The sequence below is a fragment of the Parasphaerochaeta coccoides DSM 17374 genome (assembly GCF_000208385.1).
Classification (GTDB): Bacteria; Spirochaetota; Spirochaetia; order Sphaerochaetales; family Sphaerochaetaceae; genus Parasphaerochaeta; species Parasphaerochaeta coccoides.
The window spans coordinates 818,961-836,224 of record NC_015436.1 but is presented as its reverse complement, the minus strand read 5'-3'; the positions used below and the strand labels follow the sequence as shown (position 1 = coordinate 836,224).

The following is a 17,264-nucleotide window of genomic DNA, read 5'->3' as shown; positions in this document are numbered from 1 at the left end:
AAAAACATGTCGAATTCAAAAAGCAGCAGGCACTATGACGCGTTATGGCTGGATTGGCGTCCGGCTCCTGAGAAAATGAAGGTATGTTGCGCGCAAACGGTCAACCGAATTCTTTCCTTGGAGCCTGTCGAGCTGTCAGGAACTGGCAGGGCAATGAGGAATAACGCTGTCACAGAGTTGACGGAGGGTATGGGAATCATCATGGGGAAAGAACTTGATACGGTATCCGTGCGGTCGCTGTCCGGTCAGCAGGATGCAGTGGTACTTTCAGTTTTTTCCGACATTCCCGCGGAATATCTACCTCAGGGGGATTCACAAGATATGGTAGCGGAAGGTTTCCGGATTTATTCATGTATCGGAAACAACATTGTGATAACTTCCGCGCATGAAGAAGGGATTCTCCATGGTGCATTTGCTTTCTTGAGGAAGCTCCAATGTGGTGACTTGGCCGCCAACCTGGACATGCTTGACATCCTTGAAGAACCATCCTTCTCTTATCGTATGCTCGACCACTGGGATAATCCTGACGGAAAGGTGGAAAGAGGATATGCAGGCAATTCGATATGGCGGTGGAAAGAACTGCCTTCCATCGTCAGCCCTCGTTACCACGATTACGGACGGCTCTGCGCATCGGTAGGCATCAACGCTTGTGCGCTGAACAATGTGAACGCCGATGCATGCTTCCTTACACGGGAGTGGCTGGAAAAGGTCGCAGTGGTTTCCGGCATCCTGAGCGAATGGGGGATTAGGGTTTTTCTTTCGGTGAATTTTGCGGCTCCCCTGCGTCTTGGAGACTTGGAGACTGCCGACCCCTTGGATTCGGAAGTTCGGGCGTGGTGGCGTGGGAAGGTGGATGAGATTTATCAATTGATACCTGGCTTCGGCGGGTTTCTCGTCAAAGCGGATTCCGAGGGGCAAGCAGGACCCTTGGGTTACGGCAGATCGCAGGAAGAAGGCACGAACATACTTGCCGATGCCCTTGCTCCACATGGCGGGCTTCTTATCTGGAGGGCTTTTGTGTATGGGTACCAAGAGAAAGACCGTGCTGCCAAAGCATATGATATTTTCAAATCACTGGATGGCCTGTTCAGGAGTAATGTTGCTCTCCAGGTCAAGAACGGTCCTATTGATTTCCAGCCGCGCGAGCCTGTCCATCCTCTTTTGGGTTCGATGGACAAGACACATACCTTTCTTGAAGTGCAGGTAACTCAGGAATATCTAGGGCAGGGGAATCACATTGTTTTCCTTGCACCGATGTGGAAGGAAATATTGGAGTTCGATACTCTGCTCAAGGGCAAGGGATCGACCATAGCGGAATTGCTGTCCACAAAAGGCGGAAATAGCGTTTCCGGCATGGCGGGCGTCGCGAATGTCGGTGATGACTATTCATGGTGCGGTTCTCCGCTCCATCCTGCCAACTGGTATGCATTCGGACGGCTTGCTTGGGACTGTACGGCATCTTCCTCCGATATCGCCAGAGAATGGACTCTCTGTACCTGGGGACATGACCCGGAGATAGTCGAGGTCATCATGCGCATCCTGTTGCATTCATGGGAAGCGTGCATCGATTATATGACGCCACTCGGATTGCACCATATCATGAGATATGAACACCACTATGGGCCTGATCCCGCATGTGATGAAGGTGAAAGGGAAGACTGGAAGCCAAAATACTATCATCGTGCCGATGCCGTCGGGCTTGGGTTTGACCGGACAAGAATTGGCTCCGGAGCAGTTGACCAATATGCTCCGCCAGTCGCGGATATGTTCAATGACATTGTTACCTGCCCACAGGAGTATCTTCTCTGGTTCCATCATGTGCCGTGGAGCCATACCTTTCCGGATGGGCGTACATTAATGGCTGAACTGGCTTTCCGCTACCATAGGGGCGTAGAGTCAGCCGAAGAAGCCAGACAATCATGGGAAACTTTGGAGAACAAACTTCCCCAGGAAAAATACAGGGAGGTCAAGGAAAAACTGGATATCCAAGTCAAGGACGCCCATGAATGGGAGGATGTATGTATCACATATTTTTCCCGTTTCGAGAGAATAGGAAAGAAGGCGTAGAGAGACAGAAGAACGGACAATTCGAAAAACTGCATTCTGGGAATATAGAGTGGACTGTAGCGTTGGTACTTTAACCTATCTTTCAAAAGAGCTTTCCAGTATACTCTCCGTCAGGAGGCAGATTGTATGGATACAAGACATTCCCATGATGAAAAAGAGGTTGTCAAGCCCCATGCCGATGCAGAACTTCTTACTGATTCTCTCCCCGCCGAAGAAGCTGTCGTCGATATCGCCGATTTTTTCAAAGTGTTTGGAGATGCGACCCGCCTCAAGATTCTTTTCTTGCTGGAAGCAAAAGATGAGGTTTCCGTCAATGCCATAGCCGAAACCCTCAAGATGCAGCAATCCGCCATAAGCCAGCAATTGAAACTGCTCCGTTCGTCACGGCTTGTTCGCTGGAGAAAAGTAGGCAGGTTCATCTATTACCGTCTGAACGATGAACACATATCCCGCATTCTCGCCATGGGAGCCGAACATTATCACGAAGCAATGAGCTGACCCCATCGGAGTCACCGGGAATGATACCTTTGGCGTCATTCCCGCTTCGTGCGGCTTTGCTATACTCGTGTTGCATGGCGAGTACGTCCCCAATCACTTATTCTCAGGCTTCTGTTTTGCTTCTCTCTGGGCGGAGGCGACCAAGCGGATGGAGTTTATGTTGATGAATCCCTTGCAATCCACCGGCTCATATCCCCCTTTGACTTCCATGCTTCCCAGTTCTTCGTTGTAGAGTGAGAAGGGACTTGTGACGCCCGCGCTTATCATGTTGCCTTTGTACAGAGCTACCCGGCTTGTTCCGGTGACATACTCTTGGCTCTTGTCAAAAGCGGCTGTCAGCACATCAAATTCCGGCGCATGCCAAAGTCCATTGTAAATCAGTTCGGCATATTTTGGTGATAGTGTGTCCCGCAGGTGCATGACTTCCTTATCCATCGTCAACCCCTCAAGAAGACGGTGAGCATGCCAAAGTATGGTGCATCCCGGAGTCTCGTAGACACCGCGGCTCTTGATGCCTATGTAGCGGTTCTCTACCATGTCAACGCGTCCGATGGCATTGTCATGTCCCACCTTGTTCAGATACAACACCATCTCCAGGGGGTCTGTCACGACCGTCCCGTCCGTTTCATTCGTCACTTTAACGGGGATGCCGTCCTTGAAGTTGATGGCGAGCACAGTCTCGGAATCGGGAGCTTCCTTTGGGGAAAGTGTCAAGGAAAAGACATCCTCAGGACAACGGAGGGAGGCATCTTCCAAGATGCCAGCTTCATGGCTGATATGTATGAGGTTTTCATCTTCACTGTAAGGTTTTTTCAGGGATGCCTTGATGGGAATTCCATGCTTTTCCGCATAGGCAATCATATCAGAACGCCCGACGAAAGTTCCGAGCCATTCAGGATCTTTCCACGGGCTGATGATTCGCACATCGGGCATGTGCATCCGATAGCCGAACTCAAAGCGGACTTGGTCATTTCCTTTGCCAGTCGCGCCATGGGCAACGATGTTCGTGTTTTCCTTTTTGGCAATCTCCATGTGCCTTTTTGCTATGATGGGACGGGCAAGGGATGTGCCGAGCATGTAGAGGTTCTCGTACACGGCGTTTGCTTTCAGGGCAGGGAAGACATAATCCGTCACCAACTCCTTACGCAGGTCTTCTATATAGACTTTGGACGCACCGGTCGCAAATGCTTTTTTCTCTATGGCCTTGTAATCTTCGTTCTGTCCGACATCCGCGACATAGGCAATGACTTCGTAGCCCTTGTTGGCCAACCACTTAAGGATGACGGACGTATCCAGACCGCCGCTGTATGCCAGGATGACCTTTTCCTTGCTCATTTCTTTTCCTCCGGAGGATATTTCCTACATCCGGCATAGTAGAAATAAAATGTATTTTATACAAGTCTTTATGAATATTTATTCATGCATAATCTAAAACCACCAATTGTATGAATATTTTTGCATGAATAGAGATGATGCTACCCGTACGAATCAACACCGTCCGCACCCATTTTAACGTTCCTTTGCCGCAAAAGATTGACCCGGCGAACCCGCAGGTATATGGTATTTTTGTGTGTCCAATGCTTATGTCCGGGCACGAGGAGGAAATGATGAATGACGACAGAGTGGAGACTGATGCCTCCGGTGGTGAAGATGAAATATTGATAGGTTTTTCCCATGTAACGAAAAGATACGCGATTCAGGCGGAACCCGCTCTCTCCGAAGTGAGTTTTTCTGTGCGTGCCGGTGAAATATTCGGCTTCCTGGGTCCGAACGGAGCTGGGAAGACGACGGCAATTAAGACAATGACCGGTATGTTGATGCCTGATTCCGGCATTGTGAAAATATGTGGGTTCCGCATCACGGATTCTCCTGAAGACGTAAAGAAAATCATCGGTTATGTTCCCGATGAACCTCTTTTCTATGAGAACATGACTGGTCGTTCCTACTCACGGTTCATCTGCGACATCTTCCAGACAGGGCCTGAAAGAGATGAGCGCATTGAGAGGATGGCGCAGGTTTTTTCTTTTTCCGAAGCACTGGACGCGAAGATTAGTTCTTACTCACACGGAATGAAGCAGAAGCTGGGAATCATCTGTGCCCTTGCCCATGCCCCACGCGTCCTTATACTGGATGAACCTATGGTCGGACTCGATCCTCGGTCGGTATATCTCCTGAAAGATGTCATGCGTGAGTTCTGTAATCTGGGAGGAAGTGTTTTCTTTTCCACTCACGTTCTTGATGTCGCTGAGCGTCTCTGTGACCGCGTGGGCATTATTTCACGGGGAAGGCTGCTTTTTGAAGGCACGTTTGATGAATTGAAAGAGACAAGCGGAAGCACAGGGACGGCTACCCTTGAAGAACTGTTCCTTAAACTTACCGGAGAAGACTCCGCTTCCTTGGAGCATGCGGGAAAAAGCGTGAAGGAAGCCCTCTTATGAAATTCAAGACTGTATGGCTTTTGGTAAAGGTGTTCTATCGGGCATGGGCTCCTTTTTCTCGTCTGTTCCGGTCACTGGGTACAGGAAAGACAAGGAAACCTGTCGGAAAAATCCTGGTGATGGCAGGAAAGGTTCTGTTGGCAGGATGCATGCTCTTGGGAGTACTTGCAATACTTGCGCTTCTCGGAGTCTTGTACTATGGCTTTCAGATACTAGGAATTGAATATGCCGGACGTCCTGACATGGGTATTTTCATGGGTCTGTGTGTTGGCGCGGTGTTCCTGTTCATTTCATCGGTTCTTGTCGCGGATTCAATCCTTTACAAGGCAAGAGATTTACCCATGTTGCTTCCTCTACCGATTACGGGCAAAGAGCTGTTTTTCTCCCGTTTTTTCATACTCTATCTTATGGTCGCCGGTATCCAAGCGTTGGTGCTGGGACCCGCGGTCATTGTCGCGGCATTGACAGGACTTCTGTCCGTGTATATCTTCACCGGTTTCCTGATTGCTTTGGTAGCGGGGCCGGTCATCCCTGTGCTTCTCGGAGCCTTGATTGCTTGGCTGGTTCAGCGAAGCGGCAGGAAATGGGTGTCTTATGTGGTAAAGGGACTGAGCAGTGTAGGTCTGACCGTAACAAATCTGCTTGTCGTGGGATTTTCTAGCGCTAACGTCGTTGAAGATATGTTCACGTCAATGCAGAGGCAGATTGATCTTATTTTGTCTTTGCCGTCCCGATTATGGATGGTGGGCGTTATGAGCGCATCTTTCTTCCCCAAAGGAGGGATGATGGCGGGATGGCTGGCTTCGCCCCTGACGCTCCTGCTGAATGTGGCAGTTTTTGCTGTCGGCGTCATGGTTCTCGGCAAGACTTACATGAGAGCAATACGTACTCTTCCTTCCGTTACTAACAGAAGTCACCAGGTTTCTGTGCGCCATAAACCAGATGCCCGCCGTTATGCGCACCGTTCTCAGACACTGATGCTCCGCGCCCTTGTACGCAGGGAATTAGCAGGCATATTCAGTTCCAGTCAGGTTGCGTTTGAGATAGTAGCACAACTTTTTCTTCCCATCATCCTGATTGTAATATATACGTTCATGGGCAGGATGAATGATATTTCCGCCATGATTGTGTCCATTGCTTCGTTTACATGGTTTCCGTATATAGTGGTTGCGCTTTTTGTCCTGATGTCTCTGATGACCGTAGTATCCGGCACGAGCGTTTCACGGGAAGGAAAATATTTTCATCTTTCGTTGAGCTGGCCGGTGTCTTCACATGAAATGATCAGAGCTAAGTTGATTGTGCATATGTTGCTTGTGCAGGGCTCTGCGTTTATTTATCTTATCGTGGTTGGCCTCCTGTTCCATTTTCCTTTGGGAATATTCTTCTGGATGATTTTGTTGTCTTTCTTCATCAACCTGACAGGCGGAGCAATCGGTCTTGCAGTCGATTATCATAACCCTCATATCGATTGGTTGGTTCCATCCCAGGCTGTCAAGCAGAATATGAATGGTCTGATTGCCATGGGAATAAATCTTGGAATCCTTATTGTGATGGCGGCTTGTAGTGTCATTCCAGCCCTCTGGTGGGGCATCAGGGTGGAAATATCAGCCTGGTTTAGTGTCATTTTTGCAATCTTCAGTTCTGTGGGAGGTATCCGCTTGGCAGGAAAGGTTGCAACCAAGGCGTTGTTGCCACGGTAGGGTTTCGTCGGGTTATTCGGTTATCCAGTGAGCACCAGCAGGATGTCCCGTGAAGGGTTTCCGCTGGTGATCACCCATGTATTGCCAGAGGACGAGAGAAAAGGTTCTTCGGATGTTGTCCTGGAAACTGAAGCTGTGATGCTGTAACGCCCTGATGAAGGCCGTATATCCGTCCTGTCATAGCGCAAGGTGAAATTGACAGGGAAACGCTGGGGAGAACGTATCTGTTGGTGGGCTATCTCCTGACTGGGCTGTCCGTCCGAAGGAATGAAACTCAGGGAAATATCAACAATGACATTTCCCTGAGTATAAGGATAGGCACCTGGCCAGATGACACTTCCGGTGACAATGCCATAATCCATTCTTTGTTCTGCTGTTTCTGGCGATAGCACTGTCGTAGTAGCGCATGAAGCAAACAAACCAAGAAGAAAAATAACAAAGCCGACCACCACTGTCCGGTTACAGCGGATAGGGGAGGAAAAATCCGTCATCCTTCGGTCAGGGTATGGTCGGACCATACATGATATCGAAATACGCCATGTCAGTGGACAAAATCTTGTCCAGAGCCGGTACGGTCTTCTTATACGATTCCAATGAACGCCAGAGCTTGAAGAAATCAGCATCTACGGAATATGCCTCAGCATAGATTCTGGATGCTTGGGCATCTGCTTTTCCTTTGATGGCTTCTGAACTGGCATAAGCGCCTGATAGGATGTTCTTCCTGTCATTCTCGGTCTTGCCCTGCCACATGGCAAGCTGTCCGCGCCCATAGGAACGGTAGGCTTCGGCAATCTGATTGCGTTCCTTGATCATCCTTTGGTAGACACTCTGCGTAAGGTCGTCACTGTAGCGAATCTGCCTGATGACGATGTCAACCAGCTCAATGCCGTATGCGTCCATGAAAGGTTCGGCCATCTTGAGCATGAGCTGAGAGAGTCCTTCACGTCCAATGGAAATCCGTTCTTGCTGGGTGTTGGTCACCGTAAGGTTGCGCAGTCTCTCCGCGTCCTCGACGTTTTCCAAGCTCTGCACCTGCTCCTGTACGCGCATGCTGTTGATATCGTTCGTATTACGTACTGCCTCAACCAAATAGTTTTCGCTGATGATGGTTCTGATGGTGGAATCCAGCACGTCGTCCAGACGACTTACGCCATTCGGAATATATTTGACGCTTTCGTAGAACTTGCCGGGATCCTTGATGGTCCAGCGTGCTGTGGTATCAACCCATATAAACTGGTTTTCCTTTGTCGGGATGCGCTGGGCGTCTCCGTCCCATGAAAGGATTTTCTTCGGATATACCAGGACTTCATCAATAATGGGCATCTTGAACTTGAGTCCGGCAGTCAGCTGGGTATCGACAATTTTGCCGAACCGCGTCACGACGGCCTGTTCTCCTTCTTCAATCTTATAGAAGGGTCCCAGCACCAAGATAATGATGAACAGGACCGCGATGATGACGAGGGTAGTGATCAATTTTTTCATTACAGTCCTCCCTGGGAAGCGGCGGATGCGCCGATGGTACTGATGGGCAGGAAATTCTCAAGATTCTTGTCGATGAGAGTCGTGGTTCCTGCCGCTTTATCAGTGCGCATGACATCCTCCATGGTTTCAATATAAAGCCGGAGTCCGGTAATTTCCTTGTTCTCCTTATAAGCATCATGCACCGCGACGAAACGGGCAACGTCTCCCGTTGCTTGGTTGACGCGTTCCGCGGCATATCCTTCAGCTTCTTGGATAAGTTTATTCGCCTCTCCCTGGGCTCCGGGAATCTGCCTGTTGTAGCCTTCTTTTCCTTCATTGATGAAGCGGTTCATGTCCTGGATTGCCTTATTGACATCTTCAAACGCATCTTGGACATCCCCGACCGGTGGAACAATGTTCTGTAGCTTCACTGTGACAATCTTCAAGCCCATATGATAGCTGTCGAAGATAGCCTGCATGTTCTGCTGTGCCCTGATTTCTATGTTTGTGCGTTCGCTCGTCATGACCGACAGTATGGGAAGGTCTCCTACCAGTAGGTTTATGACGGACTGGCTGATATCCCTGATTGTCTTTTCCCTTTCATTCACATTGAAAAGCCATGCGGCCAAGTCGCTGATTTGATACTGGACGATCCATTCCACATCAATGATGTTCAGGTCGCCGGTCAGCATGCGTGCTTCTTCATCAGCCCTTGAGGAAACCGTCAGGGAACGCGATGAAGGATAAGACGTCTGATATCCGAATGTCATTGTCTGTACTACTTGTGTCGGTACGTTCAAGTTCTTCTCTATGCCCAGTGGCAGCTTCCATTGCAGGCCCGGTCCTACGGTTCGTTGGAAACGTCCGAATCTCAGGACGACGGCCTGTTCCGTCTGGTCTACGACGAACATGCTGGTGGTGAGAATGGCAATGGCTAAGATGATTCCGATGATTCCGACGACCACCTTTGGGGTGAGTGTGAATTTATTACGGAAATGCTGTGTTTTGTTTTCCATCCTGTCTCCTTCACATTGGATATGTCTGGCATATCGCGCAGACACTTCAAATGTAGTGAATATCGGGAAAGGGAGCAAGGAATACGAGCGGGAACCGATGTGTTTTTCATGAAGGGAATCATGTTTTCTTCTTGGTTTCCGTTGGGATGCCTGAAATGGAGGGCTGTTTAATATTGAACAATCAATGCTGTGTGGCTATGATGAGCAGGATATGAAGAAAAGAAGACTGATTACCTCTGCGTTGCCGTATGTGAACAATATCCCTCACCTCGGCAATTTGACCCAAGTCCTGTCAGCCGATGTGTTCGCTCGTTTCTGCCGCTCAAAAGGATATGAGACACTCTATGTCTGTGGTACGGACGAATACGGGACTGCGACCGAGACCAAAGCCCTTCAGGAAGGGGTCACTCCACAGGAGCTTTGCGACCGGTATCATGCCATACATCGGGACATCTACCGCTGGTTTAACATTTCCTTTGATCATTTCGGCAGGACATCCACACCCTTGCAAACCAAAATAGTGCAGGATATCTTCAATGCCGTGGATGCCAACGGCTATATCCACGAACATGAGATTGAACAGCTTTACTGTACCCACGACCAGATGTATCTTGCCGACCGTTACGTCACGGGGACCTGCCCTCATTGTGCGTATGAGAATGCCCGTGGGGATCAGTGCGAGAACTGCGGGACCCTGCTCAATCCCACTGACTTGATAAAGCCTGTCTGTGGGGTTTGTGGAAATACACCTGAGCTTCGCAAGACGAAGCATCTATACCTGGATTTGCCCCAGATACTTCCTCTCTTGGAAGAATGGATGCAAAAGGCCAGCGTCGAGGGTTTCTGGGCAAACAACGCCATCCAGATGACCAAGGCATGGATTCGGGAAGGCTTGAAGGAAAGGGGCATCACCCGTGATTTGAAATGGAGTATTCCCGTGCCCAGGAAAGGATACGAGAATAAAGTGTTCTATGTCTGGTTCGATGCGCCGATTGGGTATATCTCCATCACCGCGAATCTAACCGACCAATGGGAGACATGGTGGCGGAATCCTGAGAATGTCGAGCTTTTCCAGTTCATCGGAAAGGACAACATTCCTTTCCACACAGTGATATTTCCTTCATCGCAGCTTGCGACAGGTCAGAAATGGACCATGCTTCATCATATGAGTTCCACCGAATACCTGAACTATGAAGGGGGAAAATTCTCCAAGAGCAAAGGTATCGGCATATTTGGCAATGATGTGCAGGACACGGGAATCCCTGTCGATATATGGCGTTTCTATATGTATTACAATCGCCCAGAGACAAGTGACGTGACCTTCACATGGAAGGATTTCCAAGAAAAGGTGAATGGGGAACTCATCGGCAACCTGTCCAATCTGGTCAACAGGACGCTTTCATTCATCAAGCGTTTCTATGACGGGGAACTTCCGTCTGGCAGCATCGACGAAAATCTCATGACCCAGGTGGCTGAGAAGGAAGCTGTGATAGAGGCACTTCTGGAAAGGGCGGAGGAACGTGATGCCTTGCGGACTATCTTTGCTCTGTCCGATATCGGGAACAAGGCTTTCCAGGCCGGAGAGCCATGGAAGACCCGTACCACCGATCCGACACGGGCGGCAGATCTGTTGACGACCCTTGTCTATGTGATTCATGACATCGCCGTCCTGATTGCTCCTTTTATGCCTGGTACGTCGGAGAAGATTCTTGGATGGCTTGGCAGGGAAGGGGATACGTGGAAGGATCTCGGATTGAGAGATGGAATCGGAAGAATCGGAGACGTGGAGCTGTTGTTCTCCAAGCTTGATGACGCTACTGTTGAAGCATTGCGGGAAAAGTACAGCGGCAGTCAGAAGGAACGTGAGGAACGTGAAATCCAGATGGCGGAACCTGAGAAGGAGAACGGTGACATGGAAGAAAACGAAGGGCTGGCGCAAAGATTTGCACGAAAGGTCATCCTTAAGGTTGCAAAAATTACCGGAGTGGAGCGACACCCAGGCGGAGACAAACTGTATATCCTCACTTTGGATGACGGTTCCGAAGAACCCCGTACCATAGTTTCCAGCATTGTCCCCTATTATAAAGAAGAAGAACTCCAAGATAGGAACATTGTCATCGTCGCCAACCTGAAGCCGGCGAATTTCCGCGGCGTGAAAAGCTATGGGATGCTTCTGGCAGCCAGTGAAGCTCATGATGAGACTCATTCGACCTGTGAGGTTCTGTTCGTCCCTGAACTTCCGCCGGGCACGGAGTTTATCCCGGAAGGGTGTGATGCTCCGGATGTGAAGCCGGGACAGATTAAGGGCGAACACTTTTTTGAAATGCCGATGCACACTGTGGATGGCATTGTTAAGATTGATGGTCGTCCAGTTTCTGCCCACGGTGTCACGTTGAAAGCCCATGTCTATGTGAACGGCGACGTGGGTTGAGCCACAAGGGACTTCTGCATGGCCATTTCCGGTGTCAGGCGTCTTGATGCCGCTTCTTTCTCTGGAACGACATCTGGGACGACTTCACCGTTCCAAAGTCTTTATTGGGCTCGTCTCAAGAATAGTCATGGATGGACGCCATGTTTTTTTTCCTATATGCATCACGATTCCCCATGTGGATTATTGGTTCTTGTCCGGTGCTTTCCTTTAGGGCAGAAACTCGCTTATGTGCCATTTGCTCCGGAAGGATGCATGACCGGCGTGGACATGGAGGTTCTTTCTCAGGCTATTCTTTCCCTTTTGCCGCATGGGGTGTTCGTCCTGAGGTATGATTTGCCGTGGGGAACGCCGGGACTACAGGAAGATTTTCGTATTTCACGCCTGCGTTCCTGTAAGGAAAGTGTCCAGCCGGTAGCTACCGTCAGGATCAGTCTTCATAAAGGAATGTCAGCGGTTTATCAGGGATTCCGGCAGCGATGCCGGCGAAATCTAAAAAAAGCCGTGGACAATGGCATTACTATTCGGCATTGGGAGAAAAACGCAACCGTTCTCTCACAGTGGTATGAGTTATACCTGGGGACGGCAAGGCGTGATGGATTCTCCCCCCGACCGCTGCCGTATATCAAGGATGTCCTTGAAGTCGAAGAAAGTGATGGACAGGCCGATCTTTACGTAGCGTATGACGCAAACGGGGATTTGGCGGGAGGCATCATCGTACTGTTCGGAAGGCAGGAGGCGGTGTATCTCCATGGTTCGTCGCGCCGGGATGTTTTCTCCATGGGGGCTTCTTGGCTGCTTCAGGTTCATGCCATGGAGAAAGCCTGTGAGGTTGGATGCAAAGTGTATGATCTCCATGGCATTTCCGCCTCCCATGATGGTAGAGGGCATCTTGGCCGTCTTGATTTATTTAAGACATCCTTTGGTGGTGAGATTATTGATCGACCGGCCTCTCTTGACTTTATTCGGGGACGGTTGAGACGCAGGGCATATGTCATGCTGGAAAACTTGCGTTACTCAGTGCGTAGAGGGACGGTCTGAACTCTGTTCATTTTCTGATGTGATTTCTTTTTTCCTGAGTTCCTGGACTTCCCTGCAAAACTGGTCACCCCTGTCAAATTCATGCTTGAAAAGCTCAAAAGATGCCGCACCGGGAGAGAGCATGACGACTTGGTTCCTGGTATGGCCAAGTCGGTCAACGGTTTTTTCCCATGCGACCGTAACCGCTTCATGCATGGTCTGGAAAGGTCCTGAAAACTCTAGATTCATTTCCCTGAGAAGTGGAATGATTTTCTCACGGGTGAAGGAACCGTCGAGGAGTGTGATGCTTGCGGCTTGTCGGAAGGGTTCTGCCAGGGAATGAGCTTCCAGATTCTTGTCCGTGCCCCCGCAGACAAGATGTATGGGCAGGGAAGCGAAGGACGAGCAACTGAAGACGACGGCTTCTGGGATAGTTGCCGCGGAGTCATTGATGAACATGACCGAGGCGACCGTACAGACATATTCCTGCCTGTGTGGTACTCCCTTGAAATTCTTGAGAGCTTCCAGAATAAGGGAGGGAGGGAAACCCATGGCACGGCATGTGGCGAAAGCTGCGTGCAGAGATGTCGGGATTGTCCCTTGGGCGGTCGCAGACAGTTTCTCGATGCTTTTTACGTTCTTGGCGGGTACGCTCACTTCCCGCATGAAAGTCTTCCTGATGGTTTCCGGGACAAGCATGATGTCACAGTGTGGCCCGAAAAGATGCATCTTATCTTTGCGATAACTCTCTAGTCCTGTATAGCGATTCAGGTGATCAGGAAAAAAACTGGTAAGGACAGCCGTGGTGAAGCGGGGAATCTTATGGTGAGCCATTGCCACAAACCAGTCATGGATTTGCCAAGATGAAAATTCACATACAAGGTAAGAAGGAAGATGGGCTGCCTTGGCTTGACGTCTTTCCCAGTCATCCGCGACGGTAAAACCACTGATCCCCATGTTGCCGCACAATTGGGTTTCTTTTCCCATGCTTTCCAAAACATGGGCGATGGCGCTTGCTGTAGTCGTCTTGCCTTTTGTCCCGGTGATGGCGATGATTTTCACTTCATCAATTTTCGGGTTGGACAGCAACCATGCCATATCGTTCATGATGTTCTTTGCCTTGAGCAGCAGCGGGTGACTGGCGGGGACGGCGGGGTTCTTCACCACGAGATCCGCCCATGCGACATCATCGGGGCGATGTTCACCCAAGACTAGACGGGAGCCTTTGCTTGCAAGGGTTTCGAGCTCGTAGCCTAGTTCTTCGCGGGAGCGCAGGTCTGTGATGCAGACATCATGCCCGCGAGAGAGAAAGTATTCAGCAGCGGCATAACCGCCGCCATGAACGCCAAAACCGAAAATGAGTACACGCATTTTCCCACCCATGGGTTCAGTGTAGCCATAAGTCGAGACGGACACAATGCTTTGTCAAACTTTTCCCCTGCGGAAAATCGTAGTCCACTTGACGTTCTGCATACAAGCTTGCATAATGTCGTGGTAATATTTCGTCGTACCACGCCGGTTTTCCCGGTCGGTCATGATAAGGAGTTCTACAGTGCCCTGCGGAAGAAAGAGAAAGAAGCACAAGATTGCTACTCACAAGCGCAAGAAGAAGCTGCGGAAGAACCGGCACAAGAAGAAATAGCTTCTCGCGTGTCCTGGCAATCCGCTTGGAAAGCCGCCGGAACACCGGCGGTTTTTATTTGTCGGGAGCCTATGCTCCCAAGTTCTGACAGGAAAACAGCTTGCCTTGACATGCTTTCTTGATGCATGTTAGTGTAAGTTGCCTCTTTATCCGCTGTGTGCGGATCTTATGTCCACAAGGAGGAACCATGAGAGATTATGAGTTCACCGTCATCTTCGATGCGAACGAAGAAAAGACGACGGCTGGCCTGGAGCTTGTTACCCAGGCTTTCGCAGAAAAAGGTGTAATCATCACCAAACAGGATGACATGGGGGTCAGAACCCTCGCATACCTAATCAAGAAGCAGGACAAAGGTCATTATGTCTATTTTGAGCTTCAAGCTGATCCTGCCGATATCAAGGGATATGAGAAGCAGTTCCTGCTTGCTCCCCAGATTCTCAAGTTTCTTTTTGTGAAAAAAGAAATACATGCCCCGAAAAAGAAAGATTGACGGGAGGTTGACATGGCGAATGACTTGAACGTCGTTGCACTGGTCGGTCGTCTCACCCGTGAAAGTGAACTCCGGTATGCAAATTCCGGATCCGCTGTCTGCCGTTTTTCCATTGCGGTCAACCGCAGGAAGAAAACAGGAGAGACATGGGAAGATGAAGCCAGCTATTTTGACTGTGTCCTGTTCGGAAAATCAGCGGAGAATCTTCATCAGTACCTTGACAAAGGCCGACAGGTCTCTATTGTCGGAGAACTGCGTCAAAACCGTTGGGAACAGGAAGGGCAGAGCCGCAGCAAGGTCGAGGTATTCGTTACGAACCTTCAGCTGCTGGGATCATCTTCCGGAAATGCTGACTCGCGTTCTTCGGATCGTGGCCGCCAGCAGGGAGGATTCAACCCCTCCGAGCAAGGGCAGCCGTCCCGCCGTCCGGCTCAGTCGCAGGCTCCCGCGGATGATTTCCTGGGGCCTGAACAGTTTGATGATGACATCCCGTTTTGATGGGAGTCATCCGTAACAGGTTAATTAACGAGGAGTTTGTGAATATGCGTGAAGATGACGATAGAATGGAAAATGATGGCCGTTCCGCTGGGGGCAGGGATCGACGTTCCCCCCGCCGTCCCGGTGGTTTCAGGAAGAAAGTGTGCAAGTTCACTCAGATGAACGTGACCCCTGACTACAAGAATCCTGATTTGCTCCGGCGTTTCATTACGGAACGCGGTAAGATTCTGCCCCGCCGTATTACAGGTACATGCGCCAAGAACCAGCGTGCCTTGACATTGGCGGTAAAGAGAGCGCGTGTACTGGCCTACCTGCCGTTCGAGAAGAAATAAACGGCGGCATGTCAGATATGACACGAGTGCTTGACAGGAAGGCAATGCTTGCCATCGGTGCCAGTGTACTGATGAGCCTGATGGGAATACCGCGGTTTGTGTTTCCTTTGCCTGTACTTGTCCTGGCACTCCGAAGACATTGCCGGCGGGAAAACAGAATCATGGTCATTGTGACCGTAGCTGTTGCCCTGATGGTTGATGTCTTCAAAGTGCGTGAAGTGTTTTTTGTGCATGGCGGCGCCGGAATTGCTGGCATGGAGGTCTTGATTTCCATGATACCAGGTGTGGCTGCCATCATTTGGGTGATGACAGCCGGAAGGCGCATGTTTGTGCGGTTTTCAGGAAGTTGTATCTTTGGAGTTCTCTCCCTGATGTTTTTTTCCCTCTGGCTGACGGGAACGTCTGATGGAGCCGGAGCCACAAGGGAGATTATGGTGGAGGCGGTACGGCAAGGATTACATGCCATGTCTGCCACGCTTTCTCCGGGAGCTTCTTCTGTACAGGATTTGCTGCCTGCTGGATTTTCAGTGGAAATGATGGTTCAGGCGGCGGGATTGGTATTCATGGCGCTTCTTGTGCCGATGGTGATGCTGTGGGTCGGTTTCATTGTATTCCTCGCGGAAAACATAGCGCGGGGCAAGAATCCGGAATGGACGGCACAGGTCGCCCGATGGCGGCTCCCCCAGTGGTTCGTATGGATTTTTCTGGTGGGATTCGCCGTGGTTCTGGGAAGCAGGTTTGTCACCATGCCGGTTGCGGTGCTGGTGGCTGGCGGGAATACCTTGATGGCAGCCTGCGTGTTGTACATGGTACAAGGTTTTGCAATCTTGGTATTTCAGGTGTCGGCACGGATTCCCGGAACGGGAGTGCAGGGATTGTTCATCCGTTGTGGGTTGCTCTGCCTGTTCCCGTTGGTGAATGCCGTGGTCATGCTGGGATTACCGTTGGTGGGAATCCTGGAAACGTGGATAGAATTTAGAAAGACGAACAAGGAGTTCGAAAATGAAAATCATTCTTAATCAGGACGTTCCGAATTTGGGCGAAGAAGGAGATGTCCGTGTCGTCAAGGACGGATATGCCCGTAACTACCTGATTCCGACCGGGGCGGCCGTTCTTTTCAATCGTGCCAATGAAGCATTGTTTGCTGATCGTGCTGCCGCGATTGAAAAGCGCAAGGTACAGAAAAGATACGCCGCGCGGACATTGAAGGAGCGTATCGACTCCCTGACACTGACGGTGGTTGTTGCGGCAGGTGAGAGCGGGAAGCTCTTTGGTTCCGTTACATCTTCCATGGTACAGGACCTTTTGGCCAAGGAAGGCATAGAAATCGAGAGAAAGAAACTTGAGGTTCCTACGCACGCCATCAAGACTGTCGGCACCTATTCGATTGCGGCGCATCTTTATGAATCTGAAAACGCGCAATTCTCCCTCGTTGTCGAGAGCGACATCGAAGTGAAGAAGCGTGAAGCCGCTGCGCGTCAGGCAGAGGAAGATAAGGCGAGAGTAGCTGCGGCGGAAGCAAAGAAAGCAGCCAAAATTGCTGCTGATGAAGCTGCTGTCAAGGCGGCGGAAGCTGATAAAGAAGTTGTCGAGACGGAAGAAGCTGTTGATGCCGCTGCTGATGAAGCTACTGGCAGTGAAGCAGAGGAAACAACTGTTGACGAGGAGTAATCC

At 50.2% G+C, this 17,264-nt stretch carries 17 protein-coding genes; 12 read left to right on the top strand and 5 right to left on the bottom strand.

Features of this window, described 5'->3' with window-relative positions; all coding sequences use genetic code 11:
• Positions 1 to 6 precede the first annotated feature (6 nt).
• Positions 7 to 2,067 (top strand): alpha-glucuronidase family glycosyl hydrolase, encoded by a 2,061-nt coding sequence (locus SPICO_RS03645; protein WP_013739335.1) that lies wholly within the window; start codon positions 7 to 9, stop codon positions 2,065 to 2,067.
• 126 nt (positions 2,068 to 2,193) lie between these two features.
• Positions 2,194 to 2,565: an ArsR/SmtB family transcription factor gene (locus tag SPICO_RS03640; RefSeq protein WP_013739334.1), complete on the top strand. Its 372-nt coding sequence runs from the start codon at positions 2,194 to 2,196 to the stop codon at positions 2,563 to 2,565.
• 93 nt (positions 2,566 to 2,658) lie between these two features.
• On the opposite strand, the gene SPICO_RS03635 is transcribed toward SPICO_RS03640, so the two are convergent.
• Positions 2,659 to 3,900 (bottom strand): argininosuccinate synthase, encoded by a 1,242-nt coding sequence (locus SPICO_RS03635; RefSeq protein ID WP_013739333.1) that lies wholly within the window; start codon positions 3,898 to 3,900, stop codon positions 2,659 to 2,661.
• 272 nt (positions 3,901 to 4,172) lie between these two features.
• On the opposite strand from SPICO_RS03635, the gene SPICO_RS03630 reads away from it, so the two are divergent.
• Positions 4,173 to 5,003: an ABC transporter ATP-binding protein gene (locus tag SPICO_RS03630; RefSeq protein WP_013739332.1), complete on the top strand. Its 831-nt coding sequence runs from the start codon at positions 4,173 to 4,175 to the stop codon at positions 5,001 to 5,003.
• A complete protein-coding gene (locus SPICO_RS03625; protein ID WP_013739331.1) occupies positions 5,000 to 6,703 on the top strand; it encodes a hypothetical protein in 1,704 nt (567 codons plus the stop codon). The genes SPICO_RS03630 and SPICO_RS03625 overlap by 4 nt, the downstream gene beginning before the upstream one ends.
• A gap of 20 nt (positions 6,704 to 6,723) precedes the next feature.
• Here the strand turns inward: SPICO_RS03625 and SPICO_RS03620 are convergent, their stop codons facing one another.
• From SPICO_RS03620 to hflK, 3 genes are all read right to left on the bottom strand, one after another.
• The gene (locus SPICO_RS03620) at positions 6,724 to 7,065 is read right to left on the bottom strand and encodes a YbaY family lipoprotein (protein ID WP_013739330.1); all 342 of its coding nucleotides are present in this window, start codon (positions 7,063 to 7,065) and stop codon (positions 6,724 to 6,726) included.
• Positions 7,066 to 7,201: 136 nt separating this feature from the next.
• Positions 7,202 to 8,185 carry a protease modulator HflC gene (gene hflC / locus SPICO_RS03615; protein ID WP_013739329.1) on the bottom strand — a complete coding sequence of 328 codons (984 nt, stop codon included), beginning with the start codon at positions 8,183 to 8,185 and terminating at the stop codon, positions 7,202 to 7,204.
• On the bottom strand, positions 8,185 to 9,180 hold the full coding sequence (gene hflK / locus SPICO_RS03610; RefSeq protein WP_013739328.1) for an FtsH protease activity modulator HflK: 996 nt from the start codon (positions 9,178 to 9,180) through the stop codon (positions 8,185 to 8,187). The genes hflC and hflK overlap by 1 nt, the downstream gene beginning before the upstream one ends.
• A 211-nt stretch (positions 9,181 to 9,391) precedes the next feature.
• Between hflK and metG the strand changes: the two genes are divergently transcribed.
• Entirely contained in the window at positions 9,392 to 11,611 is a 2,220-nt protein-coding gene (gene metG / locus SPICO_RS03605) for a methionine--tRNA ligase (protein WP_041395548.1), read from the top strand.
• Between the two features lie 252 nt (positions 11,612 to 11,863).
• Entirely contained in the window at positions 11,864 to 12,649 is a 786-nt protein-coding gene (locus SPICO_RS03600) for a lipid II:glycine glycyltransferase FemX (RefSeq protein ID WP_052295820.1), read from the top strand.
• On the opposite strand, the gene SPICO_RS03595 is transcribed toward SPICO_RS03600, so the two are convergent.
• Entirely contained in the window at positions 12,626 to 13,999 is a 1,374-nt protein-coding gene (locus tag SPICO_RS03595) for a Mur ligase family protein (RefSeq protein WP_148228996.1), read from the bottom strand. The two genes, SPICO_RS03600 and SPICO_RS03595, sit on opposite strands and share 24 nt — an antisense overlap.
• Before the next feature lie 120 nt (positions 14,000 to 14,119).
• Here SPICO_RS03595 and SPICO_RS10365 point away from each other — a divergent pair, with 120 nt between their 5' ends.
• The 6 genes from SPICO_RS10365 (at position 14,120) to rplI (ending at position 17,261) form a co-directional block, all read left to right on the top strand.
• Positions 14,120 to 14,392, top strand: coding sequence for a hypothetical protein (locus SPICO_RS10365; protein WP_169310023.1), 273 nt, complete (start codon positions 14,120 to 14,122; stop codon positions 14,390 to 14,392).
• A 65-nt stretch (positions 14,393 to 14,457) separates the two neighbouring features.
• Positions 14,458 to 14,760 (top strand): 30S ribosomal protein S6, encoded by a 303-nt coding sequence (gene rpsF, locus SPICO_RS03590; RefSeq protein ID WP_013739324.1) that lies wholly within the window; start codon positions 14,458 to 14,460, stop codon positions 14,758 to 14,760.
• Positions 14,761 to 14,772: 12 nt separating this feature from the next.
• Positions 14,773 to 15,258, top strand: a complete 486-nt coding sequence (ssb, locus tag SPICO_RS03585) for a single-stranded DNA-binding protein (RefSeq protein WP_013739323.1) — start codon at positions 14,773 to 14,775, stop codon at positions 15,256 to 15,258.
• Positions 15,259 to 15,302: 44 nt separating this feature from the next.
• Positions 15,303 to 15,590 carry a 30S ribosomal protein S18 gene (gene rpsR / locus SPICO_RS03580; protein ID WP_013739322.1) on the top strand — a complete coding sequence of 96 codons (288 nt, stop codon included), beginning with the start codon at positions 15,303 to 15,305 and terminating at the stop codon, positions 15,588 to 15,590.
• Positions 15,591 to 15,607: 17 nt separating this feature from the next.
• Positions 15,608 to 16,609, top strand: a complete 1,002-nt coding sequence (locus tag SPICO_RS03575; RefSeq protein WP_215904631.1) for a YybS family protein — start codon at positions 15,608 to 15,610, stop codon at positions 16,607 to 16,609.
• Positions 16,593 to 17,261 carry a 50S ribosomal protein L9 gene (gene rplI, locus SPICO_RS03570; RefSeq protein WP_013739320.1) on the top strand — a complete coding sequence of 223 codons (669 nt, stop codon included), beginning with the start codon at positions 16,593 to 16,595 and terminating at the stop codon, positions 17,259 to 17,261. Before SPICO_RS03575 ends, rplI begins: the two co-directional genes overlap by 17 nt.
• The last annotated feature ends 3 nt before the right edge of the window (positions 17,262 to 17,264 follow it).